Here is a 17,426-nt window from a genome sequence, read left to right on the forward strand (position 1 = left end):
GCTCTCTCCTTATGTTCCTTATTAGGACAACCTGATTTTCTCAAAATCTCGCGGATTTTGTCAGGGTGTTTCGGCCGCGGACCAAGGTCCTATGCGCGATTTACGCTCATATTCAACTACGACCAAACTCGTCATAAGCCCGTCTTTCTGCGCTCTCGACGCCGTCAAGGACAGGCTGGCATCTTTATTCATTTTTACCCTCGACAGCGCAATGATCTTTCTCACGCCCACACAAGGGTGTCTATCGGGTTACTTTCGTCCCCCTCTAGCCATGTAACGCCGGGAATAAGCGAGTTATTCCCCGACCCGACTGTTAGGCGGCGCGCACCCGTCTCGCTGTGACACTCGTCATTATATCGGAGTTAAGTGCATCAACGCCGGGGACCATAGGAACTAATCTGGACTTGTTCCGGAAATTCGCTCGGGGTTGGCGTTAAGCCTTGGGTGCGGATTTACTCCCACTCAATGGTGGCCGGCGGCTTGGAGGTCACGTCCAAAACCACGCGATTCACCTCGGGCACCGCATTGGTAATACGGGTGGAGATACGCGCCAGTACGTCGTAGGGAACGCGGAACCAATCCGCCGTCATCGCGTCTTCTGAAGCAATCGGGCGAAGCACAATCGGGTGGCCGTAGGTGCGGTGATCGCCCTGCACCCCCACCGAGCGAACGTCAGCGAGCAAAACCACCGGGCACTGCCAAATGTCATTGTCCAGGCCAGCAGCCGTCATTTCCTCGCGAGCTATCGCGTCCGCGGCGCGCAGGATTGCCAGGTTCTCCCGGCTCGCCTCCCCGACCACGCGGATGCCCAGGCCCGGCCCCGGGAAAGGCTGGCGAGCCACAATCTTCTCAGCCACGCCCAGTTCGCGGCCGATCGCGCGCACCTCGTCCTTAAACAGCGTGCGCAAGGGCTCAATGAGTTCAAACTGCATATCATCGGGCAGGCCGCCCACATTGTGATGGCTCTTAATATTCGAGTTGCCATCGCCCTGACCTGATTCCACAACGTCCGGGTAAACCGTCCCCTGCACGAGGAACTTAACTTCGCCGTCGACCTCGCTTACTACCTTGCGAGCGGCGCGCTCGAAGGAACGGATGAACTCGCGGCCGATAATCTTGCGCTTGGTTTCCGGATCCTTCACGCCGGCGAGGGCATCAAGGAAAACGTCCGAATCATCAATCGTCACCACGCGGATGCCCATGGCTTCGGCGTAGTCCTTTTCCACCTGCTCGCGCTCGCCCTGGCGAAGCAGACCGTGATCAATAAAGAAGCAGGTGAGCTGGTCACCAATCGCGCGATGCACAATCGCGGCGGCCACCGAGGAATCCACCCCGCCCGACAGCGCGCAAATCACCTGCGCGTCGCCCACGCGCTGGCGGATTGCCTCCACCTGCTCGTCGATAATCGACTTTGCCGTCCAGTCCGGCTTGAGCCCGGCGGCGCCATAAAGGAAGTTCTCGATGACTTTCTGGCCATATTTCGAGTGGCGCACCTCGGGGTGCCATTGCACGCCGTAAATGTTCTTTTCCCGGTTCTCGAAGGCCGCCACCGGGGTGTCACCGGTGGAGGCGACGACGTCGAAGCCCTCCGGCGCCTGCGTGACCTTATCGCCGTGGCTCATCCACACCACCTGATCGGCGGGCGCTCCCTCAAACATACAGGCGTTGGGGGCAACCTTAGCCTCGGTGTGGCCGTATTCGCTGGTTCCGGTTTGCCCCACGGTTCCGCCCAGGGCCTGTGCAATGGTCTGGAATCCGTAGCAGATGCCGAGCACCGGTACGCCCGATTCAAAGATCTTGGGGTCAATCGCCGGAGCGCCCTCCGCGTAAACCGATGCCGGGCCGCCGGAGAGAATAACTGCCGCCGGGTTCTTTGCGAGCATCGCGTCGGCGCTCATAGACGCCGGGACGATCTCCGAAAATACGTGAGCCTCGCGCACGCGCCGAGCGATGAGCTGGGCGTACTGAGCTCCAAAATCAACTACAAGAACAGGTGAATTTTCAGCGTTAGTCACGGGCCTAAGTCTAAGCGAAGTTCGCCGCGCGGGCGCAAATGGCGGGCGATACCACGCCTGGTGCTTTTCCGCGCCGCGCGGCTTGCGCCTCGCGCTTGCTCGCCCCGCTTCTAATTTCGACAAACGCGAACTCCGAGGCGCAAACTATTCTGCGGGGGCGTGCCCGCACGCTAAATGTGGGACTATCGTAGGAGAGATAGGAGATTGCCCTGCCTCGGCACCGCCGCGGCGAGCGCGGGATAACCGCGCGGGTAGCCTATTGATCTCTATTGATCTTCATCGATCTCTACGAACGCCGTCTGGCAAGACAGCCGTCTGACAAGACAATGGCCCGCGGGCCGAAAGGAAAATCATAGTGGCTAACAGCGTTTATCTCACAGCTGCGGAAGGCAATGCCGGCACTTTGGCCGTTGCAAATGCTTATATCGATCTCCTCAAGGAGAACTACGGCAAGGTCGGAATTTTCCGTGCCTTCGCCAACGGCCCAATCGCCAATGATTCCGTCTTTGCCTCGCTCCTGGAACGCGCCGGCACTGGAGCCGACGTCGAAAAGGCGTGGGGAACCACTCGTCAGGCTTACGTGGACAGCGAAGAGAACGCGATGAACCGGCTGGTCAATCGCTACACCGATTACGCGGAGAATTTCGACGCCGTCCTTATTCTTGGTTTGCTCGACGGCGATCCGGTGAACCCGGGCATGCTTTCCCGGAGCGGTCGCGCGGCAGCTAACCTCGCTACCTCCGTGGTGAGCGTCGTTTCCGGTGCCCTGCGCTCGGCCGCCCAAATCGAAGTTATCGCTCAGCTCGCGGTACAGGAAATGGAAGAGGCATACGCTCCGGTCTCCGCCGTCGTCGTCACCGATGCCGCCGAAACGCTACGCGGCGAATACCGCGCAACGCAGACGCCCACCGTTTTCATTGCCGACGGCGCCGCTCCGGCCTTTGCGGGTGAGGACGCACAAACCCTTCTGGCCGCCGTAGAGCACGGCAACGCGGCGATCACTCCTCTCGCTTTCCAGGCGAGCCTTATCTCCCGCGCGCGGGCCGATAAGAAGACGATCGTGATGCCCGAGGCCGAAGATGACCGGATTCTCTACGCCACCGACCAGCTCCTGGCACGCGAGGTCGCGAACATTGTGCTGGTGGGCGAAGAAGAGACGGTAAAGGCGCGGGCCGGCGAGCTCGGGCTGAATATCGACGGTGCCGAAATCGTTTCGATTAACGATCCCGAGCGCGTGAAGCGTTACGCGGAGAAGTTTGCCGAACTGCGCGCCAAGAAGGGCGTCACCTACGAGCAGGCCGTGGAGAAGATGCAGGATCCTTCCTACTTCGGCACCATGATGGTTTACATGGACGAGGCGGACGGCATGGTTTCCGGCGCCAACCACACCACCGCGAACACCATCGTCCCATCATTCCAGACGATTAAGACCAAGCCGGGCACGAAGGCAGTTTCGGGCGCGTTCCTCATGCTTATGGACGACCGCGTTTACGTGTACGCCGACTGCGCCGTCAACACCAACCCCTCCCCCGAGGAGCTGGCCGGAATCGCGGTTGATTCGGCGCGTACCGCGGTGCAGTTCGGGGTGGAGCCGCGCGTCGCCATGCTTTCCTACTCCACCGGCACTTCCGGTAAGGGTCCCGACGTCGACGCCGTTGCGGAAGCGACCAAGCTGGCCAAGGAGCTTGCTCCGGATGTGCTTATTGAAGGCCCGATCCAGTACGATGCCGCGGTGGACGAAGCCGTTGCAGCCAAGAAGCTCCCCGGCTCGCCGGTGGCCGGAAAGGCGACCGTCTTCGTCTTCCCGACTCTCAACGCTGGAAACATTGGTTATAAGGCCGTTCAGCGCTCCTCCGGCGCGGTGGCGGTGGGCCCGGTTCTGCAGGGCCTGAACAAGCCGGTGAACGATCTTTCTCGCGGCGCGCTGGTGGAAGACATCGTCAATACGGTGGCGATCACCGCGATCCAAGCGCAGGGCTAAAGCTTTGGGCGCTGGGCGTTGCTACCCGTATGATCAGAAATAACTACTCCATCAAGTAAAAGGAGCAAATTTTGTCCGTTCTTGTTATTAATTCAGGCTCGTCCTCGATCAAGTACCAGGTCGTCGATCCGGAAACCGGTGAGAGCCAGGCCAAGGGCTTGGTCGAGCAGATCGGCCTGCCCTCCGGGCACATTGAGCACACCGGCAACGGCGAGACTCGGGAATTCAATGGCGAAGTCCCCAGTCACGCTTTCGGTCTGCAGAAGGTGCTGGAGTTCTTCAAGGAAACCGGCCCGTCGCTGACGGACGGCTCGATCGTCGCCGTCGGGCACCGCGTGGTGCAGGGCGGAAAGTACTTCGACGGCCCGGCTCTGGCCACCGACGAAGTTATCAAGCGCATTGAGCAGTTGCAGCCGCTCGGCCCGCTGCACAACCCGCCGGCTCTGGAGGGCCTGCGCGTGGCGAAGGAACTCCTTCCGGAAGTTCCGCACGTCGTCGTCTTCGACACCGCTTTCTTCCAGTCGCTCCCCGAGGAGGCAGCGCGCTACGCCCTCAAGCGTGACGTGGCCGATAAGTACGAGATCCGCCGCTACGGTGCGCACGGAACCTCGCACAAGTTCGTCTCCAGCGAGGTGGCCAAGATGCTGGGCCGCGACGATGCCAAGCAGATCGTTCTGCACATCGGCAACGGCGCCTCAGCTTCCGCCGTCGACTCTGGCAAGGCGGTTGAGACCTCGATGGGCCTCACCCCGCTTGAAGGGCTCGTGATGGGCGGACGCACCGGCGATATCGACCCTGCGGCGGTCTTCCACCTCATTCGCCAGGCTGGCATGGACGTTGAGGAACTCGACAATCTGTTCAACCGGCAGTCCGGTATGCAGGGTCTGTGCGGCTCCTCCGACCTTCGTCACGTGCACGAAATGGCCGAAAACGGCGATAAGAACGCGCAGGAAGCGGTGGACATTTACGTGCACCGCATCGTCAAGTACATCGGCTCTTACACCGCTGTGCTGGGCGGCCTGGACGCGATTACCTTCACCGCCGGCGTGGGTGAAAACGACAATATTGTTCGCGCTCGAGTGCTGGACCGCCTGGCGCCCTTCGGCGTGCGTTACGACGCCGAAAAGAACGACACCCGTTCCAAGGAGCCGCGCGAGATTTCGACCGAGGATTCCTCGGTGCGCGTCTTCATCGTTCCCACGAACGAGGAGCTGGAGATCGCCCGCCAGGCCACTGACCTGGTGAATTCGGAGAAGTAGCGCGGTAGCGCGCGGATTCGCTAGCTCGCGGAAGCGGGCGCGGGCGGCGGTAGGCGGCTAACAGAAGCCAACGACGCCGTAACTATAGAGCCGAGCCGGGGTGCTTATACCCCGGCCCGGCTTTTTTGCGCCGTTTTTGCGGAGTGCGCGAGCGGAGCGCAGCAGCGGTGGCACTGTAGGAGGTTTCCAAGGCAACACGCCAGGCACTGCGCGCACGAGGCTCCTCCCGCGTGAGGCGAGCGCTTCGGCGCCGTCCCTCCTTCCACAAACTCGCGGGAGGCGCTCTCTTTAGACGCGCACTCTTGAGACGCCCCAAAATATGATTGTAATCACTTTTAGTCGGGTCGGTCTCGATCCCCAGATGCGCGCAACCCTTAGTGCTTTCGGTAAAAGACAGGTCATAGCGTTGCAAAAAGCAACGGACGCGAAATTCGCGCACGAAACCTGCCGATTTGGAGTCATCCATGTCCGAAAATTCCGGGAAGGAACAAAATTCTTGTCGGAGGGGCTTGCGAACATACCGGTAAGCCGCCAGACGGCAGGTGCTGATCTGGGACGCGTATGGAGCACATGAAAGGAGGCATAGCGATGTCAGCTTTACCCAATAACCTCGAGACCTCAGGGCTCAGCGAAGGAGCGGGGCAAAATGCGCTCTTCAGCAGCGCTACGCCTGCGGGTGTGGATGGTAGCGAGCCGGCGGCGGAGCGCAAGCTAGCTAGGAGAGCGGTAGCGTGCCTGTCCGCGGAGCGAAAGCCGTGCGCGAAGCGAAAAGCTAGGGCGCGAAGACCTCCACTCCAGAGATCCTCACGCCCTCATGCTTTTGTCGATGCTGAGCTGACCCAGCTTTAGTCGACGAAAGACGTCGGCTCGGGTAGGCCGTTCTCAGCGCGAACGCGACGCGAGAGCTGCTCGATCGAGCGCAATGCCTCGTAGACGTCGTCGGGAGTGACCTCGAACCACATCGAGCCCATGGTGTCGCTGGGCAAGCAGGCCGCTTCCGCTACCGCGCGGAGGATTTCTTCGTCGTCCTCCGTTAGGCCGATCTCGGTCAGGGTGTTGGGAAGCTCGAGCTTCGTGGTGAAGATAATGAAATTCTCGATCTCCTCCGGCTCGGCGCCCTCCAGGATCAGCTGGGTAAGCGTTCCGATGTTCACCTTCTGGCCGTGCGTGAGGCTATGCGTAGACGGCGCGGCCGTCAGGCCGTTGTGGATCGCGTGCGCGGCGGCCAAGCCGCCGGACTCGAATCCCAAGCCGGAAAGTAGTGTGTTCGCTTCAACGACCGCTTCGAGCGCGGGCGTGACGGTGTTGGCTCGCACGGCGTCGACCGCGGCCAGACCGTATTCCCAGAGAATGTCCCAGCACAGCTCGGCTAGGGCAACGCCGGTACGCGATGGTCGTCCACCGTGCATATTGTTCGCGGTACCGCGATTGGTGGCGCGGGCTTCGGGCCAGGTGGCGAGAGCGTCGCCAATTCCGGCCTGCAGGAAGCGAACCGGGGCGTTAGCTACCACGCGCGTATCAATGAGAACCAGGTCCGGGTTGTTGGGGAAGAAGCGATATTCCAGGAATTCGCCTTCTTCGGTGTAGATCACCGACAGCGCAGAGCACGGCGCGTCAGAAGACGCTGCAGTGGGGACGATGCAGAAGCGCACCCCGGCGTCATATCCCGCCGCCTTGACCGAGTCGGTCACCGAACCGCCGCCTACCGCGACGACGATATCGTGGCCATCAGCCTTGATCTTCTCTTCGATGGCCTTCACGTTCTCGCGCGTTGCGTGGCCCGAGAACGACATCCGGGCGACTTCCAGACCTTCGGCGTCGAAGCCTTCCTTAATCGCGCCCTCAACGATCGGCCAGACCGTATCGTCAGCCACCAGAAGCGGCGACTGCCCAATCTTCTTCAGATGGCCGCCGAGTTCCTTGAGCGCATCCTTGCCCTGCACATAGCGAGACGGGCTGCCAAGAATTTTCAGAGACATTTGAGTCCTTTCCGGAGTCTTGTCATTTCGGAGCTTCCAGCCGTTAATTCTACGGAGTACCGCAGCTCACATCTGGGACGAACATCCGGCGCGCTACGCTATTTTCACTACCGGCCGGCCTGCTTCGATCCCGCCGCCTTCCTCGACGAGCCAGTGGACGCTACCGGTGCGGTGAGCGATGAGGTTTGTTTCCATCTTCATGGTCTCGCCAATGCCCACGGTGTCGCCCGCCTCCACGCGCTCGCCTTCCGTCACCAGGCGCCGGTAGAGGCTTCCGGTGATCGGGCTCTTCAGCTCGGTGGGATCTTCGTCTGGCTCCTGCGCGGCGGCAGCGCCCGGCGTACCTAGTAGCGCTACGCCGTCGGGCAGACCCATCATGGCGATGCGGCCGTCGATCTCGATGGGGAAACGGAGGAAATCCACGCGGCGGCGCAGTTTTGCGCGGGGCTGCGCTTCCAGAACTGGGATAAGTTCGCGCTCGATCCAGCCGGTATCCACGTCTGGAATCTCGCCGGAGAAGGCCGGGTTTTTTACCACCTCGCGCATGAAGGGCAGAGTGGTGGCTACGCCGTCAATCGAGCATTCTTTGATGGCGCGGCGCGCCCGCGCCATTGCCTCGGCACGTGAATCGGCGTAAACCACTAGCTTGGCAATAATCGAATCGAACTCGGCGGGTACATCGTCGCCCGCCTGCACGCCGTTATCCCAGCGCACGCCAGGCCCGCCGGGCTGACGGATTCGCGAAATATGGCCCGGCGAGGGAAGGAAACCGCGCCCCGGATCCTCCGCGTTTATGCGGAACTCGATGGCGTGTCCGCGCTGAAGCGGAGCGGCTTCCGGAAGCCCCTTACCTTCCGCGATATCGAACTGCGCGCGCACCAGGTCCATGCCCGATACCTTTTCGGTAATCGGGTGCTCCACCTGCAAGCGGGTATTTACTTCGAGGAACGAGATCCTGCCATCGCGCGCCAAGAGGAATTCCACCGTGCCGGCGCTGCGATAGTTCACGGCTGCGCAGATATCGTGGGCCGCGCGGTGAATGGTTTGGCGAATCTCCGGCGATAAATTCGGCGCCGGTGCTTCTTCAACCAGCTTTTGGTTGCGCCGCTGTAGCGAGCAGTCGCGGTCTCCCACCACCATGACGCCGCCCTCGCCGTCGCCCAAAATTTGGCATTCCACGTGGCGCGGCTTGTCCAGGAACTTCTCGATATACATTTCGCCGCGGCCGAAGGCCATCAGCGCCTCGTGCGAGCCGGCCTCATAAGCGCCGGCGACGTCCTCGAGCTTCTGCACGATTTTCATGCCGCGCCCGCCGCCGCCAAAGGACGCTTTCAAAGCCACCGGCAGCCCGTGCTCTTCGGCCCAGCGCACGGCTTCATCGGGCCCGGAAACCGGACCGTCGCTACCGGGAACCAGCGGGGCGCCGACCGAACGCGCGATGGCACGGGCGGTGACTTTATCACCAAGCTTCTCAATGGTCTGCGGCGATGGGCCAATGAAAGTCATCCCCGCTTCTTCCACCGCTCGCGCAAAGTCCGCGTTTTCGGAGAGGAATCCGTAGCCGGGATGGATCGCATCCGCCTTCGCCCGCCGCGCTACCGCCATGATTTTTTCCAGGTCAAGATAGGTTTCCCGCGCGCTGGACCCGCGCAGAGCATAGGCTTCATCCGCCAGGCGCACGTGCATGGCGTTCACATCCTGATCGGCGTAAACCGCCAGCGAGGTGTAGCCGTGATCAAGGCACGCGCGGGCGATACGCACCGCGATTTCCCCTCGGTTTGCAATAAGGATTCTCTTCATAACTTGCCCCTTCCCCGCTCTAATATTCCCTGAATGGCGTGCGCACGCGGAACCGTATCCCTGAACCAGGCTTAAGTTGCGAAGCGACATCCAAATCCTCGCGCGCCAGCGAGCCAATAACCGGATATCCACCAGTCAGCGGGTGGTCCGCCAAGAAGATCACCGGCTGCCCGGAATTCGGCACCTGCACCGCGCCGGTCACCACGCCCTCGCTTTTGAGCTCTTCGGTCCGCGAGCGCTCGAGCGGCGTCTCGGCCTCAAGGCGAATGCCGACCCGATCTGACTGCGGGGTCACCTCCCAGGTCTGCGCGGTGAGCGTCTTCAGCGCCTCGGCGCTGAACCAATCCGTGCGCGGACCGAGGTCAAGTTCGAGGGTGACGATGTCGGCGTCGGGAAGGTCGGTTCCGGGAATTGGTTGGTCGACGACGACGCCGCGCGCGCCGTCCGCCAACGCAATTTTGGTGCCAGCCAGCAGGGGTTCGGGCCCGAGACCGGCCAAGGTATCACGCGAGCATGAGCCAAGTACCGGTGCGACGTCGAGCCCGCCGCGCACCGCGAGGTAGGTCCGCAGGCCGCAACTGAACCAGCCAATGGAGATCGAATCGCCCGGCTCGATCGCCGCCGGCATTCCGGGCCGAAGCGGGAAGGAATATCCGGTTTCTGCTTCGGTTACCTTCATCTCGCCCCGCGCGCCTGCCACCGCAATTTCGCATCGCGCGTGCGAAAGCAATTCCACGCCGCCGCCGGATATCTCGATCGCGGGAGCGTTCATTTCATTGCCGACGGCGTGGTTGGCCGCGGCCAGCGAGCCGCGATCGGCAGCGCCCGAAGCGGCCACCCCGACGTCGAGGAGTCCCTCACGGCCGAAGTCTTCAATCACTAATTGGACGCCGGGATTGATGACCTCGAGGTAGCGCTCCGGCTCGCTCGGGGTTTCCGGGGCCGGCGCCGGAATGCGGATGGCTTCGCGGACCGCTCGGTATTTCACCGTATCGCCCGGGCCGAGGAGGGCGGGCTTTTCGCGGGTTACGTCCCACATTGGCGCGGCGGTGCGGCCGATCAGTTGCCAGCCGCCCGGGCTTTCCCCCGGGTAGACCGCCGAAAAATTCGCGGCAAGGCCTACCGATCCGGCCGGGATGCGGGTGCGCGGGGTGGTGCGCCGCGGGGTGGCGGAAAACAGCTCGTCATCGCCCACGCAGTAGGCAAATCCGGGCGCGAATCCCACGAAAGCGACGCGCCATGCTGCCGCCTGGTGGCGAGCAACGAGCTCTTCGGTGGAAACTCCCAGGAGATCTGAGACTTCGGCGAGGTCTTCGCCGTCGTACAGAACCTCGATTTCCACGGGAGCGGAATCGCGTTGCCCCACCTCCATGGGGTCCACCGAACGCACGGCGGCCGCGAGCTCGGAGGGGGTGATCAGCGCGGGGTGGAAATAGATAGCAATGGTGCGCGCGGCCGGGACAAGCTCGCGCACGCCGTAGATCGCTGAGGTGCGCAGGCCCGCGTAATGCGCGAGGACCGCCTCCAGGCTCGGGTATTCCACCAATACCGCATCCTCGGCCGCGGGAATGACTCGTAGCTCGGACAGTTCAAAACTCATACCGCATAGCTTTCATTTATGACGTCGCTAATGAACATGCAACCGGGCGCGTGGGTGATCGCGAATGGAACCCGAGATGCGACGATGGCGGCCTGAGGCGTGACCCCGCACGCCCAAAACACCGGCACCTCGCCCGGGCGCAAGGGCGCCGGAGCGTCCCCGTACTGCGGTTCCTCCAGGCGCACGCCGATTGCGGCGGGATCTCCGACATGCACCGGTGCGCCGTGCACGGCCGGGTAGCGCCCGGAAATTGCTACCGCATCGGCCACTCGCCCACCGGGGATGGGGCGCATGGAAACCACCATATTCCCGCGCAGGCGCCCTGTCGGCGCGCAGGGAATCGAGGTTTCATACATGGGAACGTTCCTCCCCAGGGTCTGGTGGCGGATTTCGATTCCCGCGGCGTGCAGGCCGACCTCGAAAGTAAATGAGCAGCCAATGAGGAAAGCGACCAGATCGGGATGCTCCGCCCATGCTTCGGTGGCGTCGGTGGTTTCTTCCTCCAGCTCGCCATCGCGCCACATGCGGTAGCGCGGAATATCCGTGCGCAGGTCCGAGCCCGCGGCGAGCTTTGATTCGAAGCTGCCCGCTTCAATCACGTCCAGTAGCGGAACGGGTTGCGGGTTGCGCTGGGCGTAGAGCAACATCTTTCTCTCCTTTATGCGGCGAAGGGCTGGATCGCGATTCCGGCGTCCTGGAACGCGCTACGAATTATGCGTGCCATAGCCACGGCCCCAGGCGAATCTCCGTGCACGCACAGCGAATCCGCGTGCACCCGAATCAGCGTGCCGTCAATAGCGCGGATCGTCCCGGTGCTGACGAAATCCAGCATGCGCTGGGAAACTTCGGCCGGGTCGTGGAGCACCGCGCCCTCCTGGCTGCGCGGCACCAAATCGCCCGATGGCAGGTAAGCGCGATCCGCGAAGGCCTCGGCGGCTACGCTCAAGCCCGCCCGCTCGGCCAGTTTTAGGCCTTCGGTGCCGGCCAGGCCGAGGAAGATAAGCGAGGGATCGACCGCGCGAATCGCAGCCACAACGGTCTGGGCGATACCTTCGTCGCGGGCGAGCGCGTTATACAGCGCGCCGTGCGGCTTGACATAAGACAGTTTGGCGCCCGCGTGCTTGGCCAGCGCGGCCAGCGCACCGAGTTGGTATTCCACATCCGCCTGGAGTTGCGTAGCGGGGATATCGAGCTTTACCCTGCCAAAGCCTTCGAAGTCCCGGTAGCCCGGATGGGCACCCACGGTTACTTTGTGCTCAGCGGCGCGTTGCAAAGTGGAAAAAATCCCAGCCGGATCGCCGGCGTGAAAGCCGCAGGCGATATTCGCGGAGGAGACGATCCCCAGCATTGCTTCGTCATCGGAGACCACCCGGTCCGGGGTGTTCTCCCCCAAATCCGAATTTAGATCAATCGATACCATTTCTTTACCTATGCGCTTACGCCGCCGAGAGCATATTGAAGATTGGCTGAATCGAAACTGCCGCCATGTACCACGAGAGCAGGGTGGCCGCGGTTCCGAATCCCAGTAGCCACTTCGGGTACTTGTATCCGTTAAGCAGGTCCGCGCGGAACCAGCCGATATACATGAAGATCGTCAAGCCAATGGGCAGGATCAGGCCGTTCAGGCCGCCCGCGAAGACCAGCAGGGTGCCGGGGGCCTTGCCCCAGACGAGGAAGCAAATCAGCGAGACCGCAATAAATACCACCGTGGCGATATTGCGCGCCCAGCCGCCCGCGAGCTTTTTATTAAACACGGAGAAGAAGGAGACTGAGGTGAAGGCGGCGCCAATCACGGAGGAAATGGCGGCGGCCCAGAGGATGACGCCAAAGATTCGTAGGCCGGCATCACCCATGACCTGCAAGAACGCCCAGCCGGAGGGATTCATCTCCGGCGGGATGAGTTCCATAATCACCGCCGAGGTATCGCGCGCAACCACCGCGGCGCCAACCCCGAGGCAAGCTAGGAACAGCAGGTAGCGCATGACGCCCGTGACGACGACGCCGTTGACGGATCCGCGCGAAACGGTTTTTACCGCGCCTGGGCCGGAAAAGCCCGAGTCAAGAACCCGGTGCGCGCCGGAGTAGGTGATATAGCCACCCACGGTGCCTCCCACGATCGTGGTGACGGTTGCCCAGTGAATTGATTCGGGGAGAACGGTTTGCTTGAGCGCCTCGCCAATGGGTGGAGCGGAAACAACGGAAACGTAGAGCGTGAGGCAGATCATGACGATACCGAGGCAGACAATGATCGCGTCCATAATCTTGCCCGCGCGTTTCCACAGGAAGATGCAAATTGCGCAGACGGCGGTAATCAAGCCACCCAGCTTTGAATCTATGCCGAGCATGGCGTTCATTCCCATGCCACCACCGGCGATATTACCGATATTGAAAACGAGGCCACCGCCGATAATGAGGAGTGCCAGCAGGAAACCCGATCCGCGAATTGCTTCATTTGCGAGTTCGCCGGCGCGTTTGCCGGACACCACGATCATGCGCCAAATATTCATTTGGACGGCGACGTCGATAAGAATCGAAACCAGGATAGCGAAGCCGAATGCGGCCCCGAACTGAAAGGTGAATGTGGCCGTCTGCGTAATGAACCCCGGTCCAATCGCAGATGTAGCCATGAGGAAAATGGACCCAATAATTGATCCGCGGCGCTGAGAGAGCACGGCTTTACCGGCCTGAAGGTCCATTTTCGCGGTTTTCGTATCAATATTGCCGCTCATTGAGCTCACCTCTTTTCAACCCCCGAAACGATGGAAAAGGTCGTTTGCGCGTGTGGTACGCACTCCCGAGCCCGAGCGGGAAGCTACGTTGCCGCAGCCCCGGATCCGCTCGCGCTAGCTAGAGATGGTTGAACATCACAGTAACTACCAGGTTTCCGGATGGTTTTGGTAAAGCAATAGTAAAGCCGGGGAGGCGCCCGCTCAAGAGGTCTCGCCATGCGAACATAAAAAAGCCCACTTTTGGGGTGTTCTCTTCGACACCTCAAAAGTGGGCCAGCGCGGCAGTGCTACGCCAAGCGCTTTTTAATCTCTTCCGTGAGCTCGGGTAGCACCTCGTACAGGTCGCCTTCAATGCCGTAATCGGCTACTTCCCAAATACCGGCGTCGGGATCGTCATTAATAGCAACGATGGTTTCCGCGCCCGTCACGCCGGCGGTGAAGTGGATAGCGCCCGAGATTCCGACCGTCACCAGTAGCTCGCCGCGCACGCGCACGCCATCGAGCCCCAGGTACTGATCGCGCGTCATCCAGCCCTCAACATCGGCGATGGGCCGCGAGCAGGCGAGCGAAGCGTCAAGCGCGGAGGCCAGCTCGGCCGCGAGCGCAAGGTCTTCCTTAGCGTTAAAGCCACGCCCGGCCGCCACAATTCGCTCCGCGTGCGCCAGGTCAACGGTCGATGTGGCGATCTCTTCGCGGCCAATAATTTCGGCTCCGGGCAAGAGATTATCGGGCTCAATGACCTCAATTTCCGGTAGCTCCAGCAACTCGCCCGCCGCTTCGGGCTCGCTATCGAAAATGCCGACCGCCGGGGTCTGGAGCGAATAGGTTTCCAGGGTGACTCCGCCATAGCGCGCTACGGTTGCCGAGTCCTCCCCCACCTCGCGCACTCCGGCGAGGAGCGGCACGTGGAATGCCGCCGCAAGACCGCCGGCTAGGGCGCGCGCTGGGGCGGAATTCGGAACCAAAACCAAATCGCCGCTTTCTAGGGTCACCAGCTCCCGCAGAATCGGCACGGCCAGCTCAGGAGGTACGGCGTCGGGAAGCGCCACGCGAATCGCTCGATCCGCGCCGCGGGCAAACTCCATCACTTCTTCCCCGCCAATACCGATAAACGTCACGTCCCCGCGGCTCTTGCCCGCCGCCACGTGCCCGCTGGCATCAGCTCCCGCTGAAACTACCCACGTTCTCATTTGGATCCTCCAATCACGCCGTCGGCCACGAGAGCGTCAGCGAGCTGCGCATCGGCCTGCGCACCCGAGAACACAATATGCTTGCGATCCTTTTCTTCCGGCCGGCGCCGCGCTACCGGAGTGGCGCCGGTAAATGACAGATCCAGTTCCTCGCTCGCCACCACCTCAAACGGCTTCTTGCCCGCGGAGAGAATATCCCTCATCCCCGGCATTGAAACTTCAGCAGCGTCCGAGGTCACGGCGAGTACCGCCGGTCCGGTGAGCTTGAGGGTGCGGCGCTCGCCCGGTAGCTCCTGGGTAATAATGAGCGCTTCACCCTCTTTGCGCACGCTACTAATATCTTGGAAACACGGCCATCCCAAGTGTGCCGCAATGAGTGCCGGCACCACGCGGGCACCCTCATCAATACTTCCCGGGCCGGTGATAAGCAGGTTGACGTCGCCCGCCCGCTGCGCCAAAAGCGCCAGAGCTTGCCCCACGGTAGTGGAGCTCCACTCGGCGGTGGCATCTTCTGCCACGATCAGAGCGCGGTCCGGGCCCTTTGCCAAAGCGTTCTTGCGGATAGCTCCCGTTCCCGCGATAGCGCCGCCAACGGTGAGCGCAACGGCCTGCGTTCCGAGCTCCGCCGCCAGATCAGACGCGACGCGCATAGCGACGGCGTCGTCGTCGGAAATGGTGGGCCGTGAATTCGACCAGTCGATTTCGCCGTCATCTTGGACCTTGGCGGCCTCGGGATTGCGGGCCACCTTGTACGCAACTGCGACGGTCATGTCTCTCCCTCCGATGAATGTCCAAAGTCCTACTTTACCCAGCTGGAGAGGATATCGCGTGATGGCTACATAACGTCGTCTTCGCCGTGATCCTTGAACGCTGCACGGGCGCCAAACAGCAGACCCATTACCACCATTGCAAGGCCGGTCCAGAGGTTCAAGTTCAAGCCCGCCGCCTTCGCTAAATCTTCCTCGGTTACGAACCAGGCGCCGTACACCGCCAGCATGGCGCCGAAGATCACGAACATCACGGCGATCCAAAAGCGCAGGTCCAGGAGGGAAAAGCGGGAGAGGAAGCCGGTGCGCGCCAGGCGCACATCCGCGCGCGGAGCAACCGCGCTAGGCTCAACCGAATTCTCAATATCGTCACTCATCGCAACCTCGCTAACCGATCACTACGTTCATTATCAGGCACACGAGCAGTACCGCGATGCCGAGGGGAACCGGACGCTCCCACCAGTGCAGCTCCTCGCCGGTCACGGCGCGCTCGCGGACCTCTGCGGAGCGCGCGGCGGCCAGGTTAGGGGCCGGGCACGCACCTTGAATCGGCATATTGACGCGGCCCCACACCAGGCCGTCAAGCTGTTCGATGGGTCGCGGCTTGGTCATAAAGGTAACGAGCACCGAGACGGTAATATCCGCGACGAAAGCAATACCCGAGGCCATGAAGGATGCCGCTTGGGAAGAGTTGAACGCGAGCCATCCACTGGCGTAACCCACCTGCACAAAGCCGGCGCCGGCGGCCCCGGCGATCAGGCCCCACAACCCCGCTTGGCCAGACATTCGCTTCCAGAACATTCCCAGCACGAAGGTGGCAAAGAGCGGCGCATTGAAAATGGACTGCAACATTTGCGTGTAGTCCTGCAAATTGGAAAACTCCGCCGCGATAAAGGCGGTGCCAATCGCGATGATCACGCCCCAGAAAGTGAAGCGGCGGCCGACCTTCACGTAGTACGTATCCGGCTTACGCGGCTTGATATAGGTTTCCCAAAGGTCGTAGGTGACCACCGTATTGAAAGCGGAAACGTTCGCGGCCATTCCGGCCATGAACGCCGCGATCAGGCCCGCCAGCGCGAGGCCCATCAAGCCGTGCGGCATCACCCGGCCAATAAGGGCCGGAAGGGCCTCGTTGTAGGCCAGCTCGCCGGCGTGAAGCTCCGGGACCAGCACCGCGGCAATAAGCCCCGGCACAATAATGACCACCGGGAGGAACATTTTGGGGATGGCCGCCAGAATCGGTGTGAGGCGAGCCGAGCGCATATCCTTCGCGGAAAGCGCGCGCTGGACCTCGGTGAAGTTCGTGGTCCAGTATCCGAAAGAGTTCACGAAGCCCATGCCCAGCGCGATCCCGATCCAGTTCCCGTAGGGATTGGTGGGATTGTCGAGGCCGGTGCCACCCCAAACCGAAAGCCCGTTGGGCCCGAGCACCTGGGATTCGTTCAGAGCCTCAATAAGCCCCGCCGGCCCGCCCACGCGCGCCAAGCCGCCAATGGTCAGCGGCGTAATGAAGGCGATAATGAGGAGGAACTGCAGCACCTCGTTGTACATGGTGGCGGTGAGCCCGCCCGCCGCGGTGTAAACCAGCACGATGCCGGCGGAAAAGACGATCGAGACCCATAGCGGCCAACCAATGAGGACATTTATCAGCAGGGCCAGGGCGAAGAGATTAATGCCCGCCACCAGGATGGTGGAAATGGAAAAAATAACCGACTGGTACAGGTGCGTGGGGCGATCAAAGCGTAGCCGCAGATATTCGGGCACGCTTCGCACCCGCGAACCGTAGTAGAACGGCATCATCACCAAGCCGAGGAACACCATGGCTGGCACCGCCCCCACCCAGTAATAGTGGACGGTGGGCACACCGTGCTGCGAGCCCGAGGCGGCCATACCAATCAGCTCTACCGCTCCAATATTCGCGGAGAGAAAGGCCAGCGCGCAGATCCAGGCGGGAAGCGAGCGTCCGGACAGGAAGAAATCCTCCGAGGTCGAAACCTTGTGGCGGGTGGCCCAGCCAATCAGTACCACCAGCACGATGTAAATAAGAATGAAGCTGTAATCAAACAGCGTGGCGTCAAGTCTGAGGTCCATGCCTTTACCTGCCCG

Annotated in this window: 13 protein-coding genes; 2 read left to right on the forward strand and 11 right to left on the reverse strand. The window is 61.8% G+C overall.

Translation table 11 applies throughout. The features are described 5' to 3' along the window. Nucleotides 1-452 precede the first annotated feature (452 nt). Nucleotides 453-2,015: a glutamine-hydrolyzing GMP synthase gene (gene guaA / locus BN2664_RS03750; protein WP_007001545.1), complete on the reverse strand. Its 1,563-nt coding sequence runs from the start codon at nucleotides 2,013-2,015 to the stop codon at nucleotides 453-455. Between the two features lie 355 nt (nucleotides 2,016-2,370). On the opposite strand from guaA, the gene pta reads away from it, so the two are divergent. Both pta and BN2664_RS03760 read left to right on the forward strand, forming a co-directional pair. After that, nucleotides 2,371-3,996 carry a phosphate acetyltransferase gene (gene pta, locus BN2664_RS03755; protein ID WP_007001544.1) on the forward strand — a complete coding sequence of 542 codons (1,626 nt, stop codon included), beginning with the start codon at nucleotides 2,371-2,373 and terminating at the stop codon, nucleotides 3,994-3,996. A gap of 71 nt (nucleotides 3,997-4,067) precedes the next feature. Then, nucleotides 4,068-5,255 (forward strand): acetate/propionate family kinase, encoded by a 1,188-nt coding sequence (locus tag BN2664_RS03760; RefSeq protein ID WP_007001543.1) that lies wholly within the window; start codon nucleotides 4,068-4,070, stop codon nucleotides 5,253-5,255. Nucleotides 5,256-6,100: 845 nt separating this feature from the next. Here BN2664_RS03760 and BN2664_RS03765 read toward each other — a convergent pair. The 10 genes from BN2664_RS03765 to BN2664_RS03810 all read right to left on the reverse strand — a co-directional run bounded on the left by BN2664_RS03765 (nucleotide 6,101) and on the right by BN2664_RS03810 (nucleotide 17,411). Then, entirely contained in the window at nucleotides 6,101-7,234 is a 1,134-nt protein-coding gene (locus BN2664_RS03765; protein WP_007001541.1) for a glycerol dehydrogenase, read from the reverse strand. Nucleotides 7,235-7,327: 93 nt separating this feature from the next. Continuing rightward, nucleotides 7,328-9,034 carry an acetyl/propionyl/methylcrotonyl-CoA carboxylase subunit alpha gene (locus tag BN2664_RS03770; protein ID WP_007001540.1) on the reverse strand — a complete coding sequence of 569 codons (1,707 nt, stop codon included), beginning with the start codon at nucleotides 9,032-9,034 and terminating at the stop codon, nucleotides 7,328-7,330. Nucleotides 9,035-9,053: 19 nt separating this feature from the next. After that, the gene (locus BN2664_RS03775) at nucleotides 9,054-10,634 is read right to left on the reverse strand and encodes a 5-oxoprolinase subunit B/C family protein (protein WP_007001539.1); all 1,581 of its coding nucleotides are present in this window, start codon (nucleotides 10,632-10,634) and stop codon (nucleotides 9,054-9,056) included. Next, nucleotides 10,631-11,281, reverse strand: coding sequence for a putative hydro-lyase (locus BN2664_RS03780; protein ID WP_007001538.1), 651 nt, complete (start codon nucleotides 11,279-11,281; stop codon nucleotides 10,631-10,633). Before BN2664_RS03780 ends, BN2664_RS03775 begins: the two co-directional genes overlap by 4 nt. 11 nt (nucleotides 11,282-11,292) lie before the next feature. After that, nucleotides 11,293-12,054, reverse strand: coding sequence for a LamB/YcsF family protein (locus BN2664_RS03785; RefSeq protein WP_007001537.1), 762 nt, complete (start codon nucleotides 12,052-12,054; stop codon nucleotides 11,293-11,295). Between the two features lie 16 nt (nucleotides 12,055-12,070). Continuing rightward, entirely contained in the window at nucleotides 12,071-13,363 is a 1,293-nt protein-coding gene (locus BN2664_RS03790; RefSeq protein ID WP_007001536.1) for an NRAMP family divalent metal transporter, read from the reverse strand. A gap of 287 nt (nucleotides 13,364-13,650) precedes the next feature. After that, entirely contained in the window at nucleotides 13,651-14,553 is a 903-nt protein-coding gene (locus tag BN2664_RS03795) for an electron transfer flavoprotein subunit alpha/FixB family protein (RefSeq protein WP_007001535.1), read from the reverse strand. Beyond that, nucleotides 14,550-15,323, reverse strand: coding sequence for an electron transfer flavoprotein subunit beta/FixA family protein (locus BN2664_RS03800; RefSeq protein WP_007001534.1), 774 nt, complete (start codon nucleotides 15,321-15,323; stop codon nucleotides 14,550-14,552). Before BN2664_RS03800 ends, BN2664_RS03795 begins: the two co-directional genes overlap by 4 nt. Before the next feature lie 65 nt (nucleotides 15,324-15,388). Next, a complete protein-coding gene (locus BN2664_RS03805; protein WP_007001533.1) occupies nucleotides 15,389-15,697 on the reverse strand; it encodes a hypothetical protein in 309 nt (102 codons plus the stop codon). Between the two features lie 10 nt (nucleotides 15,698-15,707). Continuing rightward, complete coding sequence (locus BN2664_RS03810; protein WP_007001532.1) at nucleotides 15,708-17,411, reverse strand: sodium:solute symporter family protein; 1,704 nt, start codon at nucleotides 17,409-17,411, stop codon at nucleotides 15,708-15,710. Nucleotides 17,412-17,426: the final 15 nt, after the last annotated feature.

The organism is Actinobaculum massiliense (genome assembly GCF_001457435.1).
Lineage (GTDB): Bacteria > Actinomycetota > Actinomycetes > Actinomycetales > Actinomycetaceae > Actinobaculum > Actinobaculum massiliense.

Excerpts from the sequence above, each read along its gene's own strand:
- BN2664_RS03765 (WP_007001541.1), bottom strand. The coding sequence starts at position 7,234 with ATGTCTCTGAAAATTCTTGGCAGCCCGTCTCGCTATGTGCAGGGCAAG.
- BN2664_RS03770 (WP_007001540.1), bottom strand. The coding sequence starts at position 9,034 with ATGAAGAGAATCCTTATTGCAAACCGAGGGGAAATCGCGGTGCGTATC.
- BN2664_RS03775 (WP_007001539.1), bottom strand. The coding sequence starts at position 10,634 with ATGAGTTTTGAACTGTCCGAGCTACGAGTCATTCCCGCGGCCGAGGAT.
- BN2664_RS03780 (WP_007001538.1), bottom strand. The coding sequence starts at position 11,281 with ATGTTGCTCTACGCCCAGCGCAACCCGCAACCCGTTCCGCTACTGGAC.
- BN2664_RS03785 (WP_007001537.1), bottom strand. The coding sequence starts at position 12,054 with ATGGTATCGATTGATCTAAATTCGGATTTGGGGGAGAACACCCCGGAC.
- BN2664_RS03790 (WP_007001536.1), bottom strand. The coding sequence starts at position 13,363 with ATGAGCGGCAATATTGATACGAAAACCGCGAAAATGGACCTTCAGGCC.
- BN2664_RS03795 (WP_007001535.1), bottom strand. The coding sequence starts at position 14,553 with ATGAGAACGTGGGTAGTTTCAGCGGGAGCTGATGCCAGCGGGCACGTG.
- BN2664_RS03800 (WP_007001534.1), bottom strand. The coding sequence starts at position 15,323 with ATGACCGTCGCAGTTGCGTACAAGGTGGCCCGCAATCCCGAGGCCGCC.
- BN2664_RS03805 (WP_007001533.1), bottom strand. The coding sequence starts at position 15,697 with ATGAGTGACGATATTGAGAATTCGGTTGAGCCTAGCGCGGTTGCTCCG.
- BN2664_RS03810 (WP_007001532.1), bottom strand. The coding sequence starts at position 17,411 with ATGGACCTCAGACTTGACGCCACGCTGTTTGATTACAGCTTCATTCTT.